The 16,463-nt window shown below is 59.7% G+C and carries 14 protein-coding genes; 3 read left to right on the forward strand and 11 right to left on the reverse strand.

Translation table 11 applies throughout. The annotated features are described in order from the left end of the window. Window positions 1–146: 146 nt before the first annotated feature. From GQF00_RS16450 to GQF00_RS16490, 9 genes are all read right to left on the reverse strand, one after another. Window positions 147–884: a copper resistance protein B gene (locus GQF00_RS16450; RefSeq protein ID WP_161320457.1), complete on the reverse strand. Its 738-nt coding sequence runs from the start codon at window positions 882–884 to the stop codon at window positions 147–149. Beyond that, window positions 884–2,758 carry a copper resistance system multicopper oxidase gene (locus GQF00_RS16455; protein WP_161320459.1) on the reverse strand — a complete coding sequence of 625 codons (1,875 nt, stop codon included), beginning with the start codon at window positions 2,756–2,758 and terminating at the stop codon, window positions 884–886. The genes GQF00_RS16450 and GQF00_RS16455 overlap by 1 nt, the downstream gene beginning before the upstream one ends. Before the next feature lie 33 nt (window positions 2,759–2,791). Continuing rightward, a complete protein-coding gene (locus tag GQF00_RS16460) occupies window positions 2,792–3,196 on the reverse strand; it encodes a hypothetical protein (protein ID WP_161320461.1) in 405 nt (134 codons plus the stop codon). A gap of 23 nt (window positions 3,197–3,219) precedes the next feature. Continuing rightward, window positions 3,220–3,879: a LysE family translocator gene (locus GQF00_RS16465; protein WP_161320463.1), complete on the reverse strand. Its 660-nt coding sequence runs from the start codon at window positions 3,877–3,879 to the stop codon at window positions 3,220–3,222. Window positions 3,880–3,909: 30 nt separating this feature from the next. Further along, on the reverse strand, window positions 3,910–4,590 hold the full coding sequence (locus GQF00_RS16470; RefSeq protein ID WP_161320465.1) for a Fe2+-dependent dioxygenase: 681 nt from the start codon (window positions 4,588–4,590) through the stop codon (window positions 3,910–3,912). 58 nt (window positions 4,591–4,648) lie between these two features. After that, window positions 4,649–6,964, reverse strand: coding sequence for a catecholate siderophore receptor Fiu (locus GQF00_RS16475; RefSeq protein ID WP_161320476.1), 2,316 nt, complete (start codon window positions 6,962–6,964; stop codon window positions 4,649–4,651). Window positions 6,965–7,317: 353 nt separating this feature from the next. Continuing rightward, window positions 7,318–7,812, reverse strand: coding sequence for a DUF411 domain-containing protein (locus tag GQF00_RS16480; RefSeq protein ID WP_370519522.1), 495 nt, complete (start codon window positions 7,810–7,812; stop codon window positions 7,318–7,320). Between the two features lie 46 nt (window positions 7,813–7,858). After that, window positions 7,859–8,221 (reverse strand): cupredoxin domain-containing protein, encoded by a 363-nt coding sequence (locus GQF00_RS16485; RefSeq protein ID WP_161320478.1) that lies wholly within the window; start codon window positions 8,219–8,221, stop codon window positions 7,859–7,861. Then, window positions 8,218–10,695: a heavy metal translocating P-type ATPase gene (locus tag GQF00_RS16490; protein ID WP_161320479.1), complete on the reverse strand. Its 2,478-nt coding sequence runs from the start codon at window positions 10,693–10,695 to the stop codon at window positions 8,218–8,220. Before GQF00_RS16490 ends, GQF00_RS16485 begins: the two co-directional genes overlap by 4 nt. A gap of 226 nt (window positions 10,696–10,921) precedes the next feature. Here GQF00_RS16490 and GQF00_RS16495 point away from each other — a divergent pair, with 226 nt between their 5' ends. After that, window positions 10,922–11,506, forward strand: a complete 585-nt coding sequence (locus GQF00_RS16495; protein WP_161320481.1) for an outer membrane beta-barrel protein — start codon at window positions 10,922–10,924, stop codon at window positions 11,504–11,506. Window positions 11,507–11,706: 200 nt separating this feature from the next. Here the strand turns inward: GQF00_RS16495 and GQF00_RS16500 are convergent, their stop codons facing one another. Continuing rightward, window positions 11,707–12,630: a hypothetical protein gene (locus GQF00_RS16500; RefSeq protein WP_161320483.1), complete on the reverse strand. Its 924-nt coding sequence runs from the start codon at window positions 12,628–12,630 to the stop codon at window positions 11,707–11,709. A gap of 23 nt (window positions 12,631–12,653) precedes the next feature. Then, window positions 12,654–13,307 carry an HAD family phosphatase gene (locus GQF00_RS16505; protein WP_161320485.1) on the reverse strand — a complete coding sequence of 218 codons (654 nt, stop codon included), beginning with the start codon at window positions 13,305–13,307 and terminating at the stop codon, window positions 12,654–12,656. Window positions 13,308–13,650: 343 nt separating this feature from the next. On the opposite strand from GQF00_RS16505, the gene GQF00_RS16510 reads away from it, so the two are divergent. Then, window positions 13,651–14,193, forward strand: coding sequence for an RNA pyrophosphohydrolase (locus GQF00_RS16510; protein ID WP_370519525.1), 543 nt, complete (start codon window positions 13,651–13,653; stop codon window positions 14,191–14,193). Further along, window positions 14,186–16,462 carry a phosphoenolpyruvate--protein phosphotransferase gene (gene ptsP, locus GQF00_RS16515; protein ID WP_161320489.1) on the forward strand — a complete coding sequence of 759 codons (2,277 nt, stop codon included), beginning with the start codon at window positions 14,186–14,188 and terminating at the stop codon, window positions 16,460–16,462. The genes GQF00_RS16510 and ptsP overlap by 8 nt, the downstream gene beginning before the upstream one ends. Window position 16,463 lies beyond the last annotated feature (1 nt).

The following is a 16,463-nucleotide window of genomic DNA, read 5'->3' on the forward strand; positions in this document are numbered from 1 at the left end:
GCCTGCTTTGAAACGCGAGAAGAGGTTGGTGGGAGCGGTGGTTCCACCGCGAATTGCCAGTGGACAATCGCGGTCGCACCCGGAGGGCATAGCAAACGACCGCTCCCACAATGTGCCGCCTGCTTCAGGAGGGCACCTGCCGATGCTCAGAACCAGAGCCGAACGCCGGCGACGAACATGCCCTCTTCGGTCTTGCCGCCACTGGCGCGGGTCAGGTCGGCGGTGTCGCCGTACTGTTTTTCCCAGTTGATGCCAATGTAGGGGGCAAGCTCGCGGCGGATTTCATAGCGCAGGCGCAGGCCCGCCTCGATATCTGTGAGGCCATCGCCGATGCCAAGCTCGTCATCGTCCTTGCCGTAAATGTTGGCTTCCACACTGGGCACCAGCGCCAGCTTCTGGGTGAGCATCAGCTCGTACTCGGCTTCCAGTCGCAGGTTGGTGAGACCGTCTTCACCGACAAACAGGTTGGCGTTGACCTCGAACCAGTAGGGCGCGACACCCTGAACACCGAGGCTGGCCCAGTCCCGGTTGGGATCGTCCGGTTGCCAGTCACGGCGTACGCCCAGTTGCCAGTCCCAGTAGGGGGCGAAGGCATGGCTCCAGGCAAGACGGGTCTCCGCCCCTTCGGTGGCCGGGTCTTCGTCGTCCTCTTCCGGGGCCATCAGGCGCTCGCCTTCGCTGGCGAAGTAAAGTTTGTTGATGTCGCCGCCGTACCAGGCGTCCATTTCCCAGCCGAGCACTCGCCCTTCATCGGTATCGCGTACTTCCAGTTGGTCGAACAGCACCTTGCTGAAGCGGGGTTGGTCCTCGCCCATGGCCATGAGCTGGGTGCTGGCCATGATCTGGGTCAGCGTCAGGCCAAGGCATAACGTCAGCTTTTTCATTACGCGCCCTCCCCATGCTGGTGATGGTTCATCATCGGCATGGCATCCATGTCGCCCTTGTTTTTCACCACGCGCACTTCGCGGAACATGCCGGCGGCCATGTGGTACAGCAGGTGGCAGTGATACGCCCAGCGGCCCAGTGCATCGGCGCGGACCAGGTAGCTGAGTTTTTCCCCAGGTTTCACGGTGATGGTGTGCTTGCGCAGCAGCTTGCCGTTGCCCAGTTCCAGATCGCTCCACAGGCCATGCAGATGGATGGGGTGGGTCATCATGGTGTCGTTGACCAGGGTGATGCGCACCCGCTCGTGGTGATACAGCTCCAGCGGTGTGGCGTCCGCAAAGGGAGTGCCATTGAAGCTCCACATGTAGCGGCTCATGTTGCCGGTGAGGTGCAACACGATTTCCCGGTCCGGATGCAGGCTGTCCGGCGGGCCGCCCAGTGTCTCCATGTCCGCATAGGTCAGCACTTTCCATTTGCGATCGCGCAAGCCGATGCCGGGGTCGGCGAGCATCTCGCCGGGCGCCATGGCGCGCATGTCGACCTCGGGACTGTGTTCGCTGGCCAGATGTTCGGTGGCGCTATCGCGTGGAGACAGGTCCGGGTTGGCCGGGTCCACCGCGAAGGGCACGGCATTGTTGCCGTGTTCCATGTTCGGCATGTCATGGTTCATGGTTGAATGATCCATGCCACTCATATCCATGCCGCCGTGGTTCATCATGCTGTGATCCATGCCGGCCATTGCGCCCATGCCCATTTCGGTGTGGCCGAGCAGCGGCGGCTCATCCATCTCCGGCACCGCCGCCGTCATGGCGGGGTCAGGGGTCAGGGTGCCGCGGGCAAAGCCGGAGCGGTCGATGCTCTGGGCGAACAGGGTGTAGGCACGATCGTTCTTCGGTGCCACGATCACATCCAGGGTTTCTGCCACCCCCAATCGCACCTCATGGAAGTCCACCGGTTTTACCGGCTGGCCATCCATGGCCACCACCTTCATGTCGAGGCCGGGGATGCGGATATCGAAGAAGGTCATGGCGCTGGCGTTAATCAAGCGCAGCTTGATGCGTTCGCCGGGATTGAACTGGCAAGTCCAGTTGCCGTTGGGGCTCTGGCCATTCATCAGGTAGGTGTAGGTGTAGCCGGTCACGTCCGCCAGGTCACGATCGCTCATGCGCATGCGGTTCCACATGTGGCGATCCTTGAGCGTTTTCATTACCCCCTTTTCGCGGAAATCGCGCAGGGTGTCGAACACGGTACGCTCGTTGAAATTGTAGTAGTGACTGAGTTTCTTGAGCGTGGCATAGATATGTTGCGGGTCTTCATCGCTCCAGTCAGACAGCATCACCACCTGTTCGCGATCGAACGGTTCGGGGTCCGGGGTTTTGGGATCGATGATGATGGCGCCGTAGATCCCGGTCTGTTCCTGAAAGCCGGAATGGCTGTGATACCAGTAGGTGCCACTTTGTACGAGCGGGAACTGGTAGGTGAAAGTTTCGCCGGGCTGGATGCCATCGAAGGACAGGCCGGGTACCCCATCCATCTGGAAGGGCAGCAGCAGGCCGTGCCAGTGGATGGAACTGGTTTCCGGCAACAGGTTGGTCACCTTGAGGGTGGCGGTGTCGCCCTCGCGCCAGCGCAGTGTCGGGCCGGGGATGCCGCCATTGATGGTGGTGGCCGGGCGGCTCTTGCCGGTGATGTTCACGTCGGCGCCGCCCAGGGTCAGGTGAAAGGTGTCACCCTCAAGAATCGGGGCACCGGTATGGCCCTGGGTGGCCAGCAGCTGGCGCGGGCTCAGTCCCATGCCAAGGCCGGCCGCACCAAGGGCCAGGCCCTGCACGAAGCGTCGCCGCGGCAGGGAAAACGGATGTCGGGTGTTCATGGTTATCTCCTGATTGTTTGAAAGGGAACGGTTTCAAACAGTCAGGGACGGTGGGCGCAGGGGAAGTCGGTGGATGCCGGGAGAGACGTCCACCACCTGGCCGGCAATGTAGTGCTGCCGGGGTGGTTCCTGATCAGAAAGCACGGTGGGCAGAATGCTGCTGCCAAGCTGGCAGAGCGTCAGACACTGGCAGGGTTGCTGATCAGGGCAATGCACCTGCTGCTGTGACGCGGCGCTGTCCATTTCCATTGTCATGTCCATCATGCCCGCCTTCTCAGGCGAGTGATGGTGACAATGGGTCATGGGGCCGGAGGTAGGGGCGCTATTGGCCGCCATGGCGCTGCTTTGTGCGGCCGCAACGGTGCCTGTCACCAGCAGGATACTGGTGAGCAGCAGGGCCGTCATGGCCGAAGCGGATTTGCGCCAACGTTGTTTCATGATCCTGATTATCAACCCGGGGGCTACCCCCAGGTCAAGGCCGGGGCGGTCGTTTCCGGAATCAGTGCCTGAATCACCACGCTGACGGCAATGACCACCAGCAGCACGGCAGTCCCTCTCTCTACCCAGTGGTGGCGGGCGCGCAGCCAGGGCAGAAAGCGGCTGCGACCGAGTAGCAATGCCACCAGTACATACCAGCCACCGTCGATAAACATGGAGGTGAGCACCATCTGGACGCGGGCGGTCTGGCCCATGCCGGCATCGAGAAACTGGCTGAACAGGGCAAGAAAGAACAGCGCCACCTTGGGGTTGAGGAAGGCCACCATGAAACCATCCAGAGCGGCACCGTGCAGTACATTGGCGTTGTCGCCGGGTTCTGGGGTGGATAAGGGCTGTTTGCCCGCCTGCCAGCTTTTCCATGCCATCCAGAGCAGAAACATAGCGCCGCCCAATGACAGCACCTGTTCCATTACGGGATAGCGATGAAACAGCACGGCCAGTCCGGTGACGGTAGCTGCCGCCCACAGGCCGATGCCAATGGCATGGGTGATCCCTGCCAGCGCGCCGGCGTTATGGCCGCCGTGCAGGGTGTGTCGTGTAATGACTGCCAGGCTGATGCCCGGTGTCATGGCGCCCAGGGCGCAAACGCTGGCCAGCAACAGCCAGTCGTGAAAACTCATCATGTTGAATCCCGCGTTGTGGTGTCAGCGGGATCAGGTCTCTGCCCACTGGCGCAGCAGATTATGGTAGACGCCGGTGAGTTTGAGAACCGCCTCGCGGTCGGCACCGCTCTGGGTCAGTGAGGTGATGGCGGTATCCATTTCGAACAGGGTGCGGCGGTTGGCATCGTTGCGCACCATGCTTTGCACCCAGAAGAACGATGCCAGCCGTGCACCGCGTGTCACCGGGCGGACTTCATGCAGACTGGAGGAGGGGTACAGAATCAGATCTCCTGCAGGCAGTTTTACTTCGTGCTCGCCGTAGGTATCGGCCACCACCAGTTCGCCGCCTTCGTAGCGGTCCGGGTCGTTGAAGAACAGGGTACAGGACAGGTCCGAGCGAAGATGCTGGTTGCTGTCCATGCGCATGACGGCGCCATCGATATGCATGCCGTAGGTTTCGCCGCCCTGGTAGCGATTGAAGCGTGGTGGAAGGATGCGCAGCGGCAGGGCCGCAGCAAAAAACAGTGGGTTGGCCAGCAGGGCCTGTTGAATGCGCTGACCGAGTTGTTCTCTCAAGGCAGACGATTCGGCGAGCTGCTGGTTCTGTTTTACCTGAGCGCCCTGGGCGCCCACGGTTTCTCTTCCGTCGACCCAGTCGGTGGATTGCTCCAGTGTCTGGCGGAAGTGGGCGGTCTCTTGCTGGGAGAGGACGCCGGGAATGTGCAATAGCATGGCTGGCCCTTTGTAAGGACAACGCCCGGTGTTTGCCGGGCGTTGTCGTGGGTTGGCTTCAGAATTTCACGTTGAGGGTCATCAAGGCAGACAGGGGTACGCCCGGGTTGTAGCGGTAGCCACTCTTGTTGATGGACGCCACATAGTCCTCGTCAAACAGGTTGTACACGTTCAGCTGTAGATCGGCATTCTTGCCCAGCGGGTAGCTGGCCATGGCATCGAACACCCAGTAGCTGTCGGTGTGATCCGGGGTGCCCACGGCGCCGTCGGAACCGCGCTTGAGGCCGCCGGTATAGCGGGCGCCACCGCCGATGGTCAGGTTGAACGGCAGACGGTAGGTGGTCCAGGAGGTGAAGGCACGGTCCGGGGTGTAGGTCAGGTCGTTGCTTTCATCGGCAGCATCGGCGTCGCCATCGGTGATGGTGGCTTTCATGGTGGTGAAGCCTGCGCTCACGTTCCAGTTGCTGGTGATGTTACCGACAGCTGACAGCTCGACACCCTGAACCACTTTCTCGCCGGTCTGGTAGTAGTTGCCGTCGGTGGGATCTTCTTCCACCAGGTTGGTCACGGTGGTGCGGTACAGCGCGGCGCTCAACAGCAGTTTGTTGTTGGCCAGATTCCACTTGCTGCCCACCTCTTCGGTGACTGCTTCCTGCGGATCAAAGTTGGGATTGTCGGCACTGTTCTCCCTGTTGCTCAGCGTCAGGTTGTTGCCGCCCGGAGGCTGTGCGGACACGGCATAGTCGGCATAGACATTGAAGTTGGGGGTGAACTTGTACATGGCACCCAGCTTCCAGTTGACCAGGTTGTCACTGGCAGAGGCATCCACGTTAGGGACTACTGTGCCCAGGGCCTGTCCGGTACAGGCATCCGGGTCGCGACGGCCACCGGTACAGGCTGCGGTGCTGCTGTAGTCGGTGTAGTAACGATCCAGGCGCACGCCGGTGTTGATCTGCCAGTGTTCACCGAACTCCATCACATCAAACAGGTAGGCGGACACGGTGTCGGTGTTGCCCTCGCTGGAGGCGCCGGTGCGCACGATATCGAAATCGGAACCGTTGGATACCGGGTTATACAGGTTCACGGTGCCGGGGTAGTTGCCTTCGGTGGTCAAACCGCGGGTCTCCAGTTTTTCGCGGGTGAACTCCACCCCGTAGGAGAAGGTGTGCGACATGCTGCCGCGATCCCAGAAGGTCACCAGGCCGGTCTGGTTGGCCATGATGGAGTTGGTCTGGTCCTTCAGGTTGATCAAGCGGCGGATGGACCAGCTGCTCGGGTCGTTGATGTCCGGCGTATTGAAATAGCTGCTGGAGGCCATGATGGCGCTGAGCATGTAGTCCTGACGGGTCTGACCCCAGCGGGTGATGTTGTGCAGACTGGTATTGTCGGTGAGATCCACTTCCACGATGACGGTGGCCATATCCAGCTCCACATCATCATGGTCGTCATCGAGACCGTAGAAGTTGGTGCTTTTCACCATTGGTGCCTGGCCAATCTCGGGGCGCGCCGGATCCGGGCTGGTGTAGCCGGGCAGGCCGATGGTGGAGACGCCGCCATCGGGCACATTGTCCTGAGTCACGTGCAGGTAGTTAAAGTAGATGCGTGACTTGTCATTCAGGTTAACGGTCAGAGAAGGCGCAATTCCCCAGCGGGAGTTGTTCACCTCATCACGACCGGCCACATCGCTGTCCTGCCCCGTCAGGTTCAGGCGACCTGCCACGTTGTCGGTGAGCTTGCGGTTCAGGTCCAGGGTGACGCGCTTCTGACCGTCGGTGCCGCCGCTGATGGAGGCGGCATTCTGGTTGCCCATGAAGGCTTTCTTGCTGGACAGATTGATGGAGCCGCTGGGAGCGGTGCGGCCATAATCGGTACCGGCCGGGCCCTTGATGACTTCGATCTGCTCAATGTTGAAGGTGTCGCGGGAGATGGAGCCCAGGTCGCGTACACCGTCCACATAGATGGAGCTGGCGGTGTCGAAGCCGCGCATGTACACGGCATCACCGGTGGTGCTGTTGCCGTTTTCACCGGCATAGAAAGTGCCGACACCGGGGCTGTTCTGCAGCGCTTCGGTGAGGGTGGTGGCGCCCTGATCCTTGATGATTTCCTTGTTGATCACCTGAATGGTCTGCGGTGTTTCGGAGACCGGTTTGGCGAACTTGGTGGATGACATGTCCTCGTTCTTGTACTCGCCTGTGGCGGCACCCGCACTGACCGAGATTGGGGCCAGAGTGTTGTTCGCGGCGGTATCGGTAGTATCGTCCGCGGCGCTGGCATTGGTGGTGATGAGGCCGGCGAGCAGTGCGGTGCCCAGGCCTACACCCTGGCAAAGTGCTGTCTGTGCTACAGGCCGTTTGCGGCGAGTGATGTAAGTCATGTCAGTTCCCATTGAAAAATACGGTGTTTTTCGTCACGGCAAATGTGACGATCCCCCGCTCATACCGTCTCAATGGCTGGCATCTGGCTTGCTGGAAGAGAAAAATATTGGGTTGAGCGACGACCCTGCGGATCTTATTGCAAATGAGAATGGGTTGCAATTGCGTTATCGGTTAATGCTTCCTTGCAGCAGGTTATGCAGGGCGACCAAATGGCTGAGTTACACGTTTCGAGTTGCGAGTGACGAGTTTCGAAAGGCGATACCGGTAAAGGCTTTCGCAATTCGAAACTCGTGACTTGCTGACGGGATGTTATATCGCGCCAATAGCGGTGCTGAGGGCGATAAGGCCGGGTTCAGTTCCCTGCGTGATGACTGAATACGGCAGTGCCGTTTTCGTCGAACAGCAGCACGTCATAGGCATCCATGCGATCGCCCATTTCCATGCCGGGGGAGCCCACCGGCATACCCGGGACAGTCAGGCCCTTGCCTTGCGGGCGTTCGGCCAGCAGGCGGTCCACGTCACTGGCGGGAACGTGGCCTTCAATCACATAGCCATCGATGAACGCGGTGTGGCAGGAGCCAGCGCCGGGAAGGATGCCGGCCTTTTCCTTGATCGGTTGCAGGTTATCCGTTTCGTGGACTTCCACGGTGTAGCCGTTCTCTTTCATGTGATCCACCCAGGCACCGCAACAGCCACAGGTGGGAGACTTGTAGACTTCCAGCACCTTGTCGGTGGCGGCGACCTGGGCAGCGGGTTTGTCGGCAGCGGTGGTTTCCGGCTGGGCGGGTTTGTCTTCCCCGCAGGCAGCAATCAGCAGGGCAGATAAAACGACCAGTAGTTTTTTCACGGCAAATCCTCATCATTGTTTGCGTATTGCGTATTGCGTATTGCGTTCAGTCTACTATCAATCTGCCCTGATACATCTGCATCTGGCAGGTAAAGCGGTATTCGCCCCTGGGCGGATTGGACAAGGTCACCGTTGTGACCTTGCCGTTGTCGAGAAATTCGCTTGCTTCCAGGCCATGAAAGATCACTTGTTCGGCACAGGGGGAGGGGTCGCGCCGGTCAAAGTGCAGAGTGAGCGGCTGTCCGGCTCGGGCGTGGATCACGCCTGGCTGATAGACGCCGTTTTCGACGATCACGGTGGTTTCACCTGTCACGTCAGGGCGTTTACGTTTGTCAGGTTTGGATAGCCAGAACCACCACACGATCAGACCGGCGAGGATAATGCCGGAAAGGTTGATCAGAATGCTCATGCCTTTCTCCTTGCCGGTTTGAAAAGACGCAGCCGGTTGGCATTGGTGACGACCGTGACAGAGCTCAGCGACATGGCGGCGCCGGCAATCACCGGGCTGAGAAGACTGCCGGTAAGGGGATACAGTACGCCTGCCGCGACCGGCACCCCCAGGCTGTTATAGATAAAGGCGCCAAACAGGTTCTGCTTGATGTTACGCACCGTGGCGCTGGATATGGCCATGGCATCCGCTACCCCATGCAGCGAGCCGCCCATGAGGGTGATGGAGGCGGATTCAATGGCCACGTCGGTGCCGGTGCCGATGGCAAAACCCACATCGGCCTGGGCCAGGGCGGGGGCATCATTGATACCGTCACCGACCATGGCCACGGTGCGGCCTTCCTGTTGTAGCGCGTTCACTTTTTCGGCCTTGTCTTCGGGCAGGACTTCCGCCATGACCTGGTCCACCCCGGCCTCTGCGGCAATGGCATTGGCGCTGGCCTGGATATCGCCGGTGATCATGATGACGGTCAGGCCGGCGTCACGCAGCCGGGCAATGGCCTCACGGGAATCATGCTTGATGCGGTCGGCCACGCCGATGATGCCAAGCAGTTTGTTCTCGTCGGCAAGGAACAGGGGGGTGGCCCCTTTTTGCGTGAGTGAGTCACTGCTCAGGGAAACAGTCACTCCTTCACTTTCCAGCCAGCGACGGTTACCCAGCCGGTAGCGCTGGCCATTGATGAATGCGGTGACGCCCTTGCCATTGAGTGCCTGGAACTGGCTGGCATCGCTGAGCGGCAGTGCGCGCTGTTCTGCTTCGCGCAATATTGCCATGGCGAGGGGGTGTTCCGATCCGCTCTCGAGGCTGGCTGCAAGCTGCAGAAGTCCGTTCTCTTCCTCGCCTTCAGCACACAGAATGGCGGTGACCGCGGGCTTGCCTTCGGTGATGGTGCCGGTCTTGTCCAGCACGATGGTGTCCAGCTTGCTGCTGGTCTGCAGCGCATCACCCTGGCGAATCAGGATGCCGTGCTCTGCGGCCTTGCCCACGCCCACCATGACCGACATGGGGGTGGCGAGGCCCAGCGCACAGGGGCAGGCGATGATCAAGACGGTGGTGGCGCTGATCAGCATATGGGTCAGGCGTGGTTCCGGGCCGAAATTGAACCAGGCCAGGGCGGCGGCGACCGCAATGATCATGATGGTAGGCACGAATACGGCGGAGACCTGATCCGCCAGCCGGCCAATGGGGGGCTTGCTGCCCTGGGCCTTCTTTACCATGGCGACGATTTGCGCCAGGGCGGTATCGCGGCCCACGGCCGTGGCGGTATAGATCAGGGTGCCGCCTTCATTGAGCGTGCCGGCACTGACTCTGTCGCCGACGCTTTTCTCCACCGGCATGGGCTCACCGGTAAGCATGGATTCGTCGATGCGGCTCTGGCCTTCTTGCACCTCGCCATCCACCGCAATTTTTTCACCGGGTCTCACGCGCAGGCGTTCGCCAGTCCGGACCTGTTCCACCGGCACATCCATTTCCTTGTCGTCACGGATTACCCGCGCGGTCCTGGCGCCCAGATCCAGCAGCCGTTTCACGGCGGCACTGGTCTTGCCGCGGGCACGGACTTCCAGTGCCTGACCAAGATTGATCAGACCAATGATCATGGCGCTGGCTTCGAAGTACACATGCCGCGCCGCTTCCGGCAACACCGAGGGCATCAGCACAACGACCATGGAATACAGCCAGGCGGCACCGGTGCCGAGCGCGATCAAGGTGTCCATGTTGGCGTTGTGATTGTTGAAGGCCTTCCAGGCACCGATGAAGAAATGACGGCCAGCGGTGGCCAGAACGGCGAGGGTGGCCAGGCCAATGCCCAGCCAGACCCATTGGCTGGTCTCACCAGGGCGAACCATCATGTCGCCCCCCAGCAGTCCCCAGGCCATGAGTGGCACACCGAGTCCCAGCCCCAGCCACATATGTGTGAGCAGTTGTTTGTAATGGGCCTGTTCGCGGGCTTCCCGCTCGCTGCCATCATCCTCCGGTCTGGCTTCGCTGGCGCCGTAGCCGGCGTCTTGCACCGCCTGGATCAGATCCGAAGCGGCGGAACTGGTACGGACACGGGCGGTGCGATCGGCAAAGTTCATCTCGGCCTGTTCGGTGCCGGGGGTGTTGCGCAGGGCTTCCTCAATGGTGCGCACGCAGCCTGCGCAGGTGGCGCCGGTGATGTTCAGGGTGATGTCAGTGACCGGGTGGGCGGCGGCAGAGGATGCGGCCTGGGCAAGCATTTCACTGTGGGGATCTTTCGGCCCATAGCCGGCTTCCACGATGGTATCCCTGAGCTGATCGATAGGGGTGTCCGGTTCAGCAGACACCAAAACGAGCTGGTTATCCAGGTCCACCTGCACGCCGTTGACCCCGGATAGCGCGTTTAATGCGTCGGTGATTTTTCGGGCGCAGCTTTGGCAGGTGGCCCCTGAGATTGACAGAGTGTGTTGTGTCATCCACGTCTCCTGTTTACGCAGATAGATACCTTGAGGTCTATCACAGATTGTTGAACGTGTGGGTAACCCCAAGGTCAAGGCCCTGTTGTAAGCTTGTTGCCCTGATTGAAAAAAATGAATAAAACTCTCAATTTTGGCGCCGGTATCGCAGACGGTCCTTCCATAAAAGCAATATAGTGGTCGCGATTTCTGGAGCCGTTTCAATTGTTGATGAGGACGATCCTTTATGTTGAAGAAAACATTGCTTGTGTCGGGTGTTGCCCTGGCCATTTCCGCGCCTGCCATGGCGGAGCAGCGTACCTCTGCTGTTCGTGACAACGGTTTTTCCTATAACTACGGTCAGTTGGCTTATGACCGCTGGGATGTTGATGGTGATTGGGATGCAGATGCATTGAGTGCTGAAGGCAGCTTTAGTCTCGATGAGCATTTGTTTGTTCGAGGCGCCTTGCGTTTCTATGATGGAGACTACGACATCGACGGGAAGCAGCTTTCCGGTGGTGTTGGCTTCCATACGCCGTTGCAGCAAGGACTGGATTTCGTCACTAGTGCAGACATCATCTACGATGACCGTGACTACCGTGTCGGTGATGACGATGACGTGGGCTTCGAGATTCGTGGCGGCGTACGTCACGCGACCACTGACAAGATTGAACTGTCTGGTGGTTTGACCTACCTGGATCTGTATGACGATGATTTGGGTGTTTACGGTGAGGGTTTGTTCAAAGTCACTCCGGCCGTTGATCTGGGGGCTCGCTTGGTCGTGGCCGGTGACCGTGACACCTTCGGTGTGTTCGGTCGTTATAACTTCTAAGCAATCTTTACCCGACAAAAAAGCCCGCCGGGGAATCCCGGCGGGCTTTTTTGTTTTAGCCTCGAATTCAAGAGGGAAGCCGGGCTGCGTTGGAAGTTGAGCGCAGGCTGCTCCCGGTTTCTTGCGTCAGTCCCCCGCCATAAAACGTTCTGCCCGGCAGTTCTGTGGCGCGGGTTATTCACAAATCCGCGGCCATAAGCCTATTCGGACTGGCTTTCCCGCCACGCCGTAATCGGCAGCCAGCCTTCTTTTGTACTTGCCGCAATGGCGTCGATGATGCCTGGCTGCAATTCTTCCCAGTGGTTCGCCACGTCGTCCGGTAAACCCTGCAGCGAGGTCTGTAGTTTGTCGTTGACGGTGTTGCGTACCGTTGGGGGGATAACCAGCTCGTCGTCGTTGTCCGCACTGTCGGCCAGCAGCTGGTGGCGTTGCTGGAGCTGCCTCACGGCACAGTCCAGATCGTTACCGGTCAGGGGTATGTCACTGCTTAGTAGTGCCTGGTAGTCGGCCAGTATCTGTTCGCCCGCCAGCTTCAGATAGCTGCGCCGGCGTGGCGCGTTGCTTTCGTCACCCTGGAAATGATCCAGCGCCTTGGGGGTATCCCCTGTGCCGTTGAGCACCACAAACATGGCTGCAAAACCCAGGCTGGCTTCCGCCGGGTCGGTGGCGCCGTGCTGGATACGCAGGGTCTTGCGATTCAATTCCAGGTACGGGTCACTGATCAGGCCGGATTCTGGCCATTGCGGCATGGCGTCAATGTAACCGGGGTAAAGCGGCCAGGTGTCTATTCTCGACAGCAGCGCCTGCTGGTCCAGCTGGCAGGCGCGGGCGTTCAGCAGCAGGGATTGTGCAGTGAAGGTCTGGTACCAGCTGGACAGAGCGTCTCGCAGTGTGGCCAGTGATGTATCGGTTGGCGCTTGCTCAAGGCTTACCAGGGCCTGCTGCCAGTTGGCTGCTGCCTGTTCAAATTGCTGCCGGCTTTGTTGTTGCCACTGGGCCGCAGCGATTCCGTTTTGCGTCAGGGTTTCCGGTGCCGTATCCGGTACCGGGGCGTCTGTGGAATCACAGGCGCCCAGCAGCAGAATCAGCAGCGCAGCAACGAGAGTGTGCAGGGTCGCTTTCATTGGCTTCCTCGAGTCCATGGCAATCAACGCAGGCTCATCACCGTCCAGCCCCGCTCTCTGGCTTCCCGCTCAAGAGTGGCGTCCGGGTCCACCGCCACGGGGTTGTCCACCTGCTCGAGCAGTGGCAGGTCATTGTGGGAATCACTATAGAACCAGCTACCTTCCAGGGTTTCGTCGTTGGCCTGCAGCCAGTCATGCAGGCGGGTCACCTTGCCTTCGCGGTAGCTGGGTACGCCGTCGACTTCGCCGGTGTAGCGTTCCTTTTTGCACTCGGCCACGGTGGCAATCAAATGATCCACGCCCAGCCGGTCGGCAAGGGGAGCGGTAACAAAATCATTGGTGGCGGTGATGATCATCAGGGTATGGCCCTGGTCGCGGTGCTGCTGAAGTAGTGCTTCTGCCTTGGGCAGCCACATGGCATCCAGCTTCTCGGCCAGGAATTGCTCGCGCCAGAAGTGCAACTGCGGCATGTCATTGTCGGCCAGCACTTTCAGTGAAAAACGCAGGTACGCCATGATGTCCAGCCGGCCATTCTGGTAATCCACATAAAACTGGTCGTTGGTTGCCTTGTAATGTGCGGCATCAACGATGCCCTTTTCTACCAGCCAGTCACCCCACAGGTGGTCGGAGTCGCAGCCGATCAGGGTGTTGTCCAGGTCAAAAATTGCGAGTGTCATGGCCTCTCCTCTGCTGAGCCGGCCATTTTAGGGGATGCGGATGACAAGTCATAGGGAGATGGGAGATTGCCCTTGAGATTGCCGAAGGCTTGGCAGAATGAGCTGATATGCCTCGCTGGGGGCGTTTATGTCCGGGAGTTCGCAGAAAAAGGTATGGAAGTTGCAGCATCTGAATTGATTGAAGGTTGCAGGACAAGGTTTAATGGGGGCAACGTCGCTTGAAAGACAAGGCAGGGGAATTCGTTCCTTAGCCCTGTGAAGTTTAGGGTTTTTCGGGCATTGGGCTGCATGGACGCAACCGCGCCGGGAACGCAGCCCCAACTCCAGAGATATCATGACAGGCATTATTGATGAAAAGGGATTCCGGCTGAATGTCGGGATCATAATTGCCGGCGAGGATGGCCGGGTGTTCTGGGGGCGCCGGGTGGGTAATCGTGATGCCTGGCAATTTCCCCAGGGCGGCATGATGCCCGGTGAAACCCCGGAAGAAACCCTGTTCCGTGAACTGGAAGAGGAAGTGGGACTGCGTGCCGAGCACGTGGAGATCATCGCGTCCACGGAAGGGTGGCTGACCTATCGTTTGCCACGGCGCTTTCTGCGTCGTCCGCGCAATCGCCCCCATTGCATTGGCCAACGCCAGAAATGGTTTCTGCTGCGCCTGGTGGCCAGTGAGGATGCCATCGATCTGTTCGCCAGCGACAGTCCGGAATTCAAGGCCTGGCGCTGGGTGCATTACTGGTACCCGATCCGCAAGGTGGTTCACTTCAAGCGGGGCGTTTATGCCCGGGCGCTGCGCGAGCTGGCGCCGGCCCTGAAGAAGGAAGTGGGCACGTTGTCTGGCAAGCCTGCTGCCAGCGTCCGTTCCGGAGGCGCCGGCGATGCTTGAGACCCTGCGCCGCATTGTTCAGGAAGTGAATAACGCTGCAGATATTCGCAGCGCCCTGGACTTGATGGCGAAACGGGTGCGCGATGCCATGGGTACCGAAGTGTGCTCCATCTATCTGCGCAATGAAGAGGATCAGTGCTATGTACTGATGGCCTCCGAAGGTCTCAAGCAGGAAGCGGTGGGTCATGTCAGTCTGGGCTTGGCGGAAGGCCTGATTGGTCAGGTTGGTCTGCGCGAGGAGCCAGTTAACCTGGAAGACGCCTTCTCCCATCCCAAGTTCCATTACCTGGCAGAAACCGGGGAAGATCCTTTCCACGCCTTTCTCGGTGTGCCGGTCATGCACCACGGCAAGGTGTTGGGTGTGATGGTTGTTCAGCAGCGCGATGTGCGCCGTTTCGATCAGAGTGAAGAAGCCTTTCTGGTCACCATCTCTGCCCAGCTGTCTGCGGTGATTGCCCATGCCCACGCCTCCGGCGTGTTGTTTGACCAGCTGGATACCGGTGACGGCTTGTTGCCCAGCTTCTATGACGGTTTGCCGGGCTGCCCCGGTGCAGCCATTGGCTATGGTGTGCTGCTGTTCCCGGAAGCTGATCTGGCCTCCGTGCCGGATCGTCATGTGGAGGACATCAGCGACGAAATTGGTCGGCTGGATGATGCGCTGGTACGCACCCGTCATGAAGTGAGGGACCTGGCCGAGCGGGCGTCGAAATCCCTGGGCACGGAAGAGCAGGCATTGTTCGATGTGTACCTGCGGATGCTGGATCGCCATGCCCTGCCTGCCGAAGTGATTGCCTTGATTCGCGAAGGGCAGTGGGCGCAGGGGGCGCTACGTGACGTGGTCGACACGCACGTGCGTAATTTCGAGATGATGGACGACCCCTATCTGCGTGAACGGGCCGCCGATGTGCGCGATCTCGGGCGCCGGGTGCTGGCCCAACTGCAGAGCCAGAGCCGCCGTCATATTGTGTTTCCGGAAGAATGCATCTTGCTGGGCGAGGATATTTCCGCGCCCATGCTGATGGAGGTGCCCCGCGAGCGCATCCGCGGCATTGTCACCACCCGGGGGTCGAGGAACTCGCACATGGCGATCGTGGCCCGCGCCATGGGCATTCCCACGGTGGTGGGTGCCCAGAATCTTCCGCTCAAGCAGATGGACGACAAGGAAATCATCGTCGATGGTTTCCGTGGCCGGGTGGTGGCCAATGCCTCCCCGGAGCTGAAGAAACAGTTTGAAGAAATCATTCGCGAAGAAGCCTCCCTGCAGGCCGGCCTGGAAAAGCTGCGGGATCTGCCCGCGCAAACCGAGGATGGCAATCGCATCCAGCTACAGGTGAACACCGGGCTAATGACGGATATCAGTCGTTCGCTTGAGCGTGGCGCCGAAGGGGTGGGACTGTATCGCACCGAAATTCCCTTCATGGTTCGCGACCGCTTTCCCTCCGAGGAAGAGCAGCGGGTGATTTACCGGGAGCAACTGGCGGCCTTTGCGCCTCACATGGTCACCATGCGGACCTTGGATGTGGGGGGCGACAAGTCGCTGAGTTACTTCCCCATTGAGGAGGAGAATCCCTTCCTTGGCTGGCGGGGTATCCGGGTAACCCTGGATCACCCGGAAATCTTCATGGTGCAACTACGCGCCATGCTCAAGGCCAGCGAAGGCTTGAATAATTTGCGGATCATGCTGCCCATGATCACCAGCGTGATCGAAGCGGAAGATGCGCAGCACTTTATTCATCGGGCCTGGCTGGAGGTGCGCGAAGAAGGCTTTGATATTCCCATGCCGGAAGTGGGCGTGATGATTGAGGTGCCCGCGTCCGTGTATCAGGCCCGGGCGCTGGCCCAGCGGGTGGATTTCCTTTCCATCGGAACCAATGACCTGACCCAATATCTGCTGGCGGTGGATCGCAATAACCGTCAGGTGGCTTCGCTCTACAACTCCTACCACCCGGCGGTTCTGCACGCGATTGTGCATGTGGTGGAGCAGGCCCGGGAAGAAGGCAAGAAGGTGTCGGTGTGTGGCGAGATGGCAGGTGAACCGGCGGCGGCGTTGTTACTGATGGCCATGGGCGTGGACGCCTTGTCCATGAATGCCTCCAACCTGCTCAAGGTGAAAGCCGCCATTCGCCAGGTGAAAATGTGCTTTATCCGCAAGCTGCTCAGTGAAGTACTGGCCATGGATAATGGTGAAGTGATCTCTGCTTATGTGGATCTGCAGCTCGACAAGGCCGGACTGGGCGATCTGCTGCGTAACCGCAAGGTGTTGGCATAAT

The organism is Alcanivorax sp. DP30, assembly GCF_009882945.1.
GTDB lineage: Bacteria > Pseudomonadota > Gammaproteobacteria > Pseudomonadales > Alcanivoracaceae > Alcanivorax.

What these genes read in the sequence shown, in the direction of transcription:
- GQF00_RS16450 (WP_161320457.1), bottom strand. Translation starts at nt 884, where the DNA reads ATGAAAAAGCTGACGTTATGCCTTGGCCTGACGCTGACCCAGATCATG.
- GQF00_RS16455 (WP_161320459.1), bottom strand. Translation starts at nt 2,758, where the DNA reads ATGAACACCCGACATCCGTTTTCCCTGCCGCGGCGACGCTTCGTGCAG.
- GQF00_RS16460 (WP_161320461.1), bottom strand. Translation starts at nt 3,196, where the DNA reads ATGAAACAACGTTGGCGCAAATCCGCTTCGGCCATGACGGCCCTGCTG.
- GQF00_RS16465 (WP_161320463.1), bottom strand. Translation starts at nt 3,879, where the DNA reads ATGATGAGTTTTCACGACTGGCTGTTGCTGGCCAGCGTTTGCGCCCTG.
- GQF00_RS16470 (WP_161320465.1), bottom strand. Translation starts at nt 4,590, where the DNA reads ATGCTATTGCACATTCCCGGCGTCCTCTCCCAGCAAGAGACCGCCCAC.
- GQF00_RS16475 (WP_161320476.1), bottom strand. Translation starts at nt 6,964, where the DNA reads ATGACTTACATCACTCGCCGCAAACGGCCTGTAGCACAGACAGCACTT.
- GQF00_RS16485 (WP_161320478.1), bottom strand. Translation starts at nt 8,221, where the DNA reads ATGAGCATTCTGATCAACCTTTCCGGCATTATCCTCGCCGGTCTGATC.
- GQF00_RS16490 (WP_161320479.1), bottom strand. Translation starts at nt 10,695, where the DNA reads ATGACACAACACACTCTGTCAATCTCAGGGGCCACCTGCCAAAGCTGC.
- GQF00_RS16495 (WP_161320481.1), top strand. Translation starts at nt 10,922, where the DNA reads ATGTTGAAGAAAACATTGCTTGTGTCGGGTGTTGCCCTGGCCATTTCC.
- GQF00_RS16500 (WP_161320483.1), bottom strand. Translation starts at nt 12,630, where the DNA reads ATGAAAGCGACCCTGCACACTCTCGTTGCTGCGCTGCTGATTCTGCTG.
- GQF00_RS16505 (WP_161320485.1), bottom strand. Translation starts at nt 13,307, where the DNA reads ATGACACTCGCAATTTTTGACCTGGACAACACCCTGATCGGCTGCGAC.
- ptsP (WP_161320489.1), top strand. Translation starts at nt 14,186, where the DNA reads ATGCTTGAGACCCTGCGCCGCATTGTTCAGGAAGTGAATAACGCTGCA.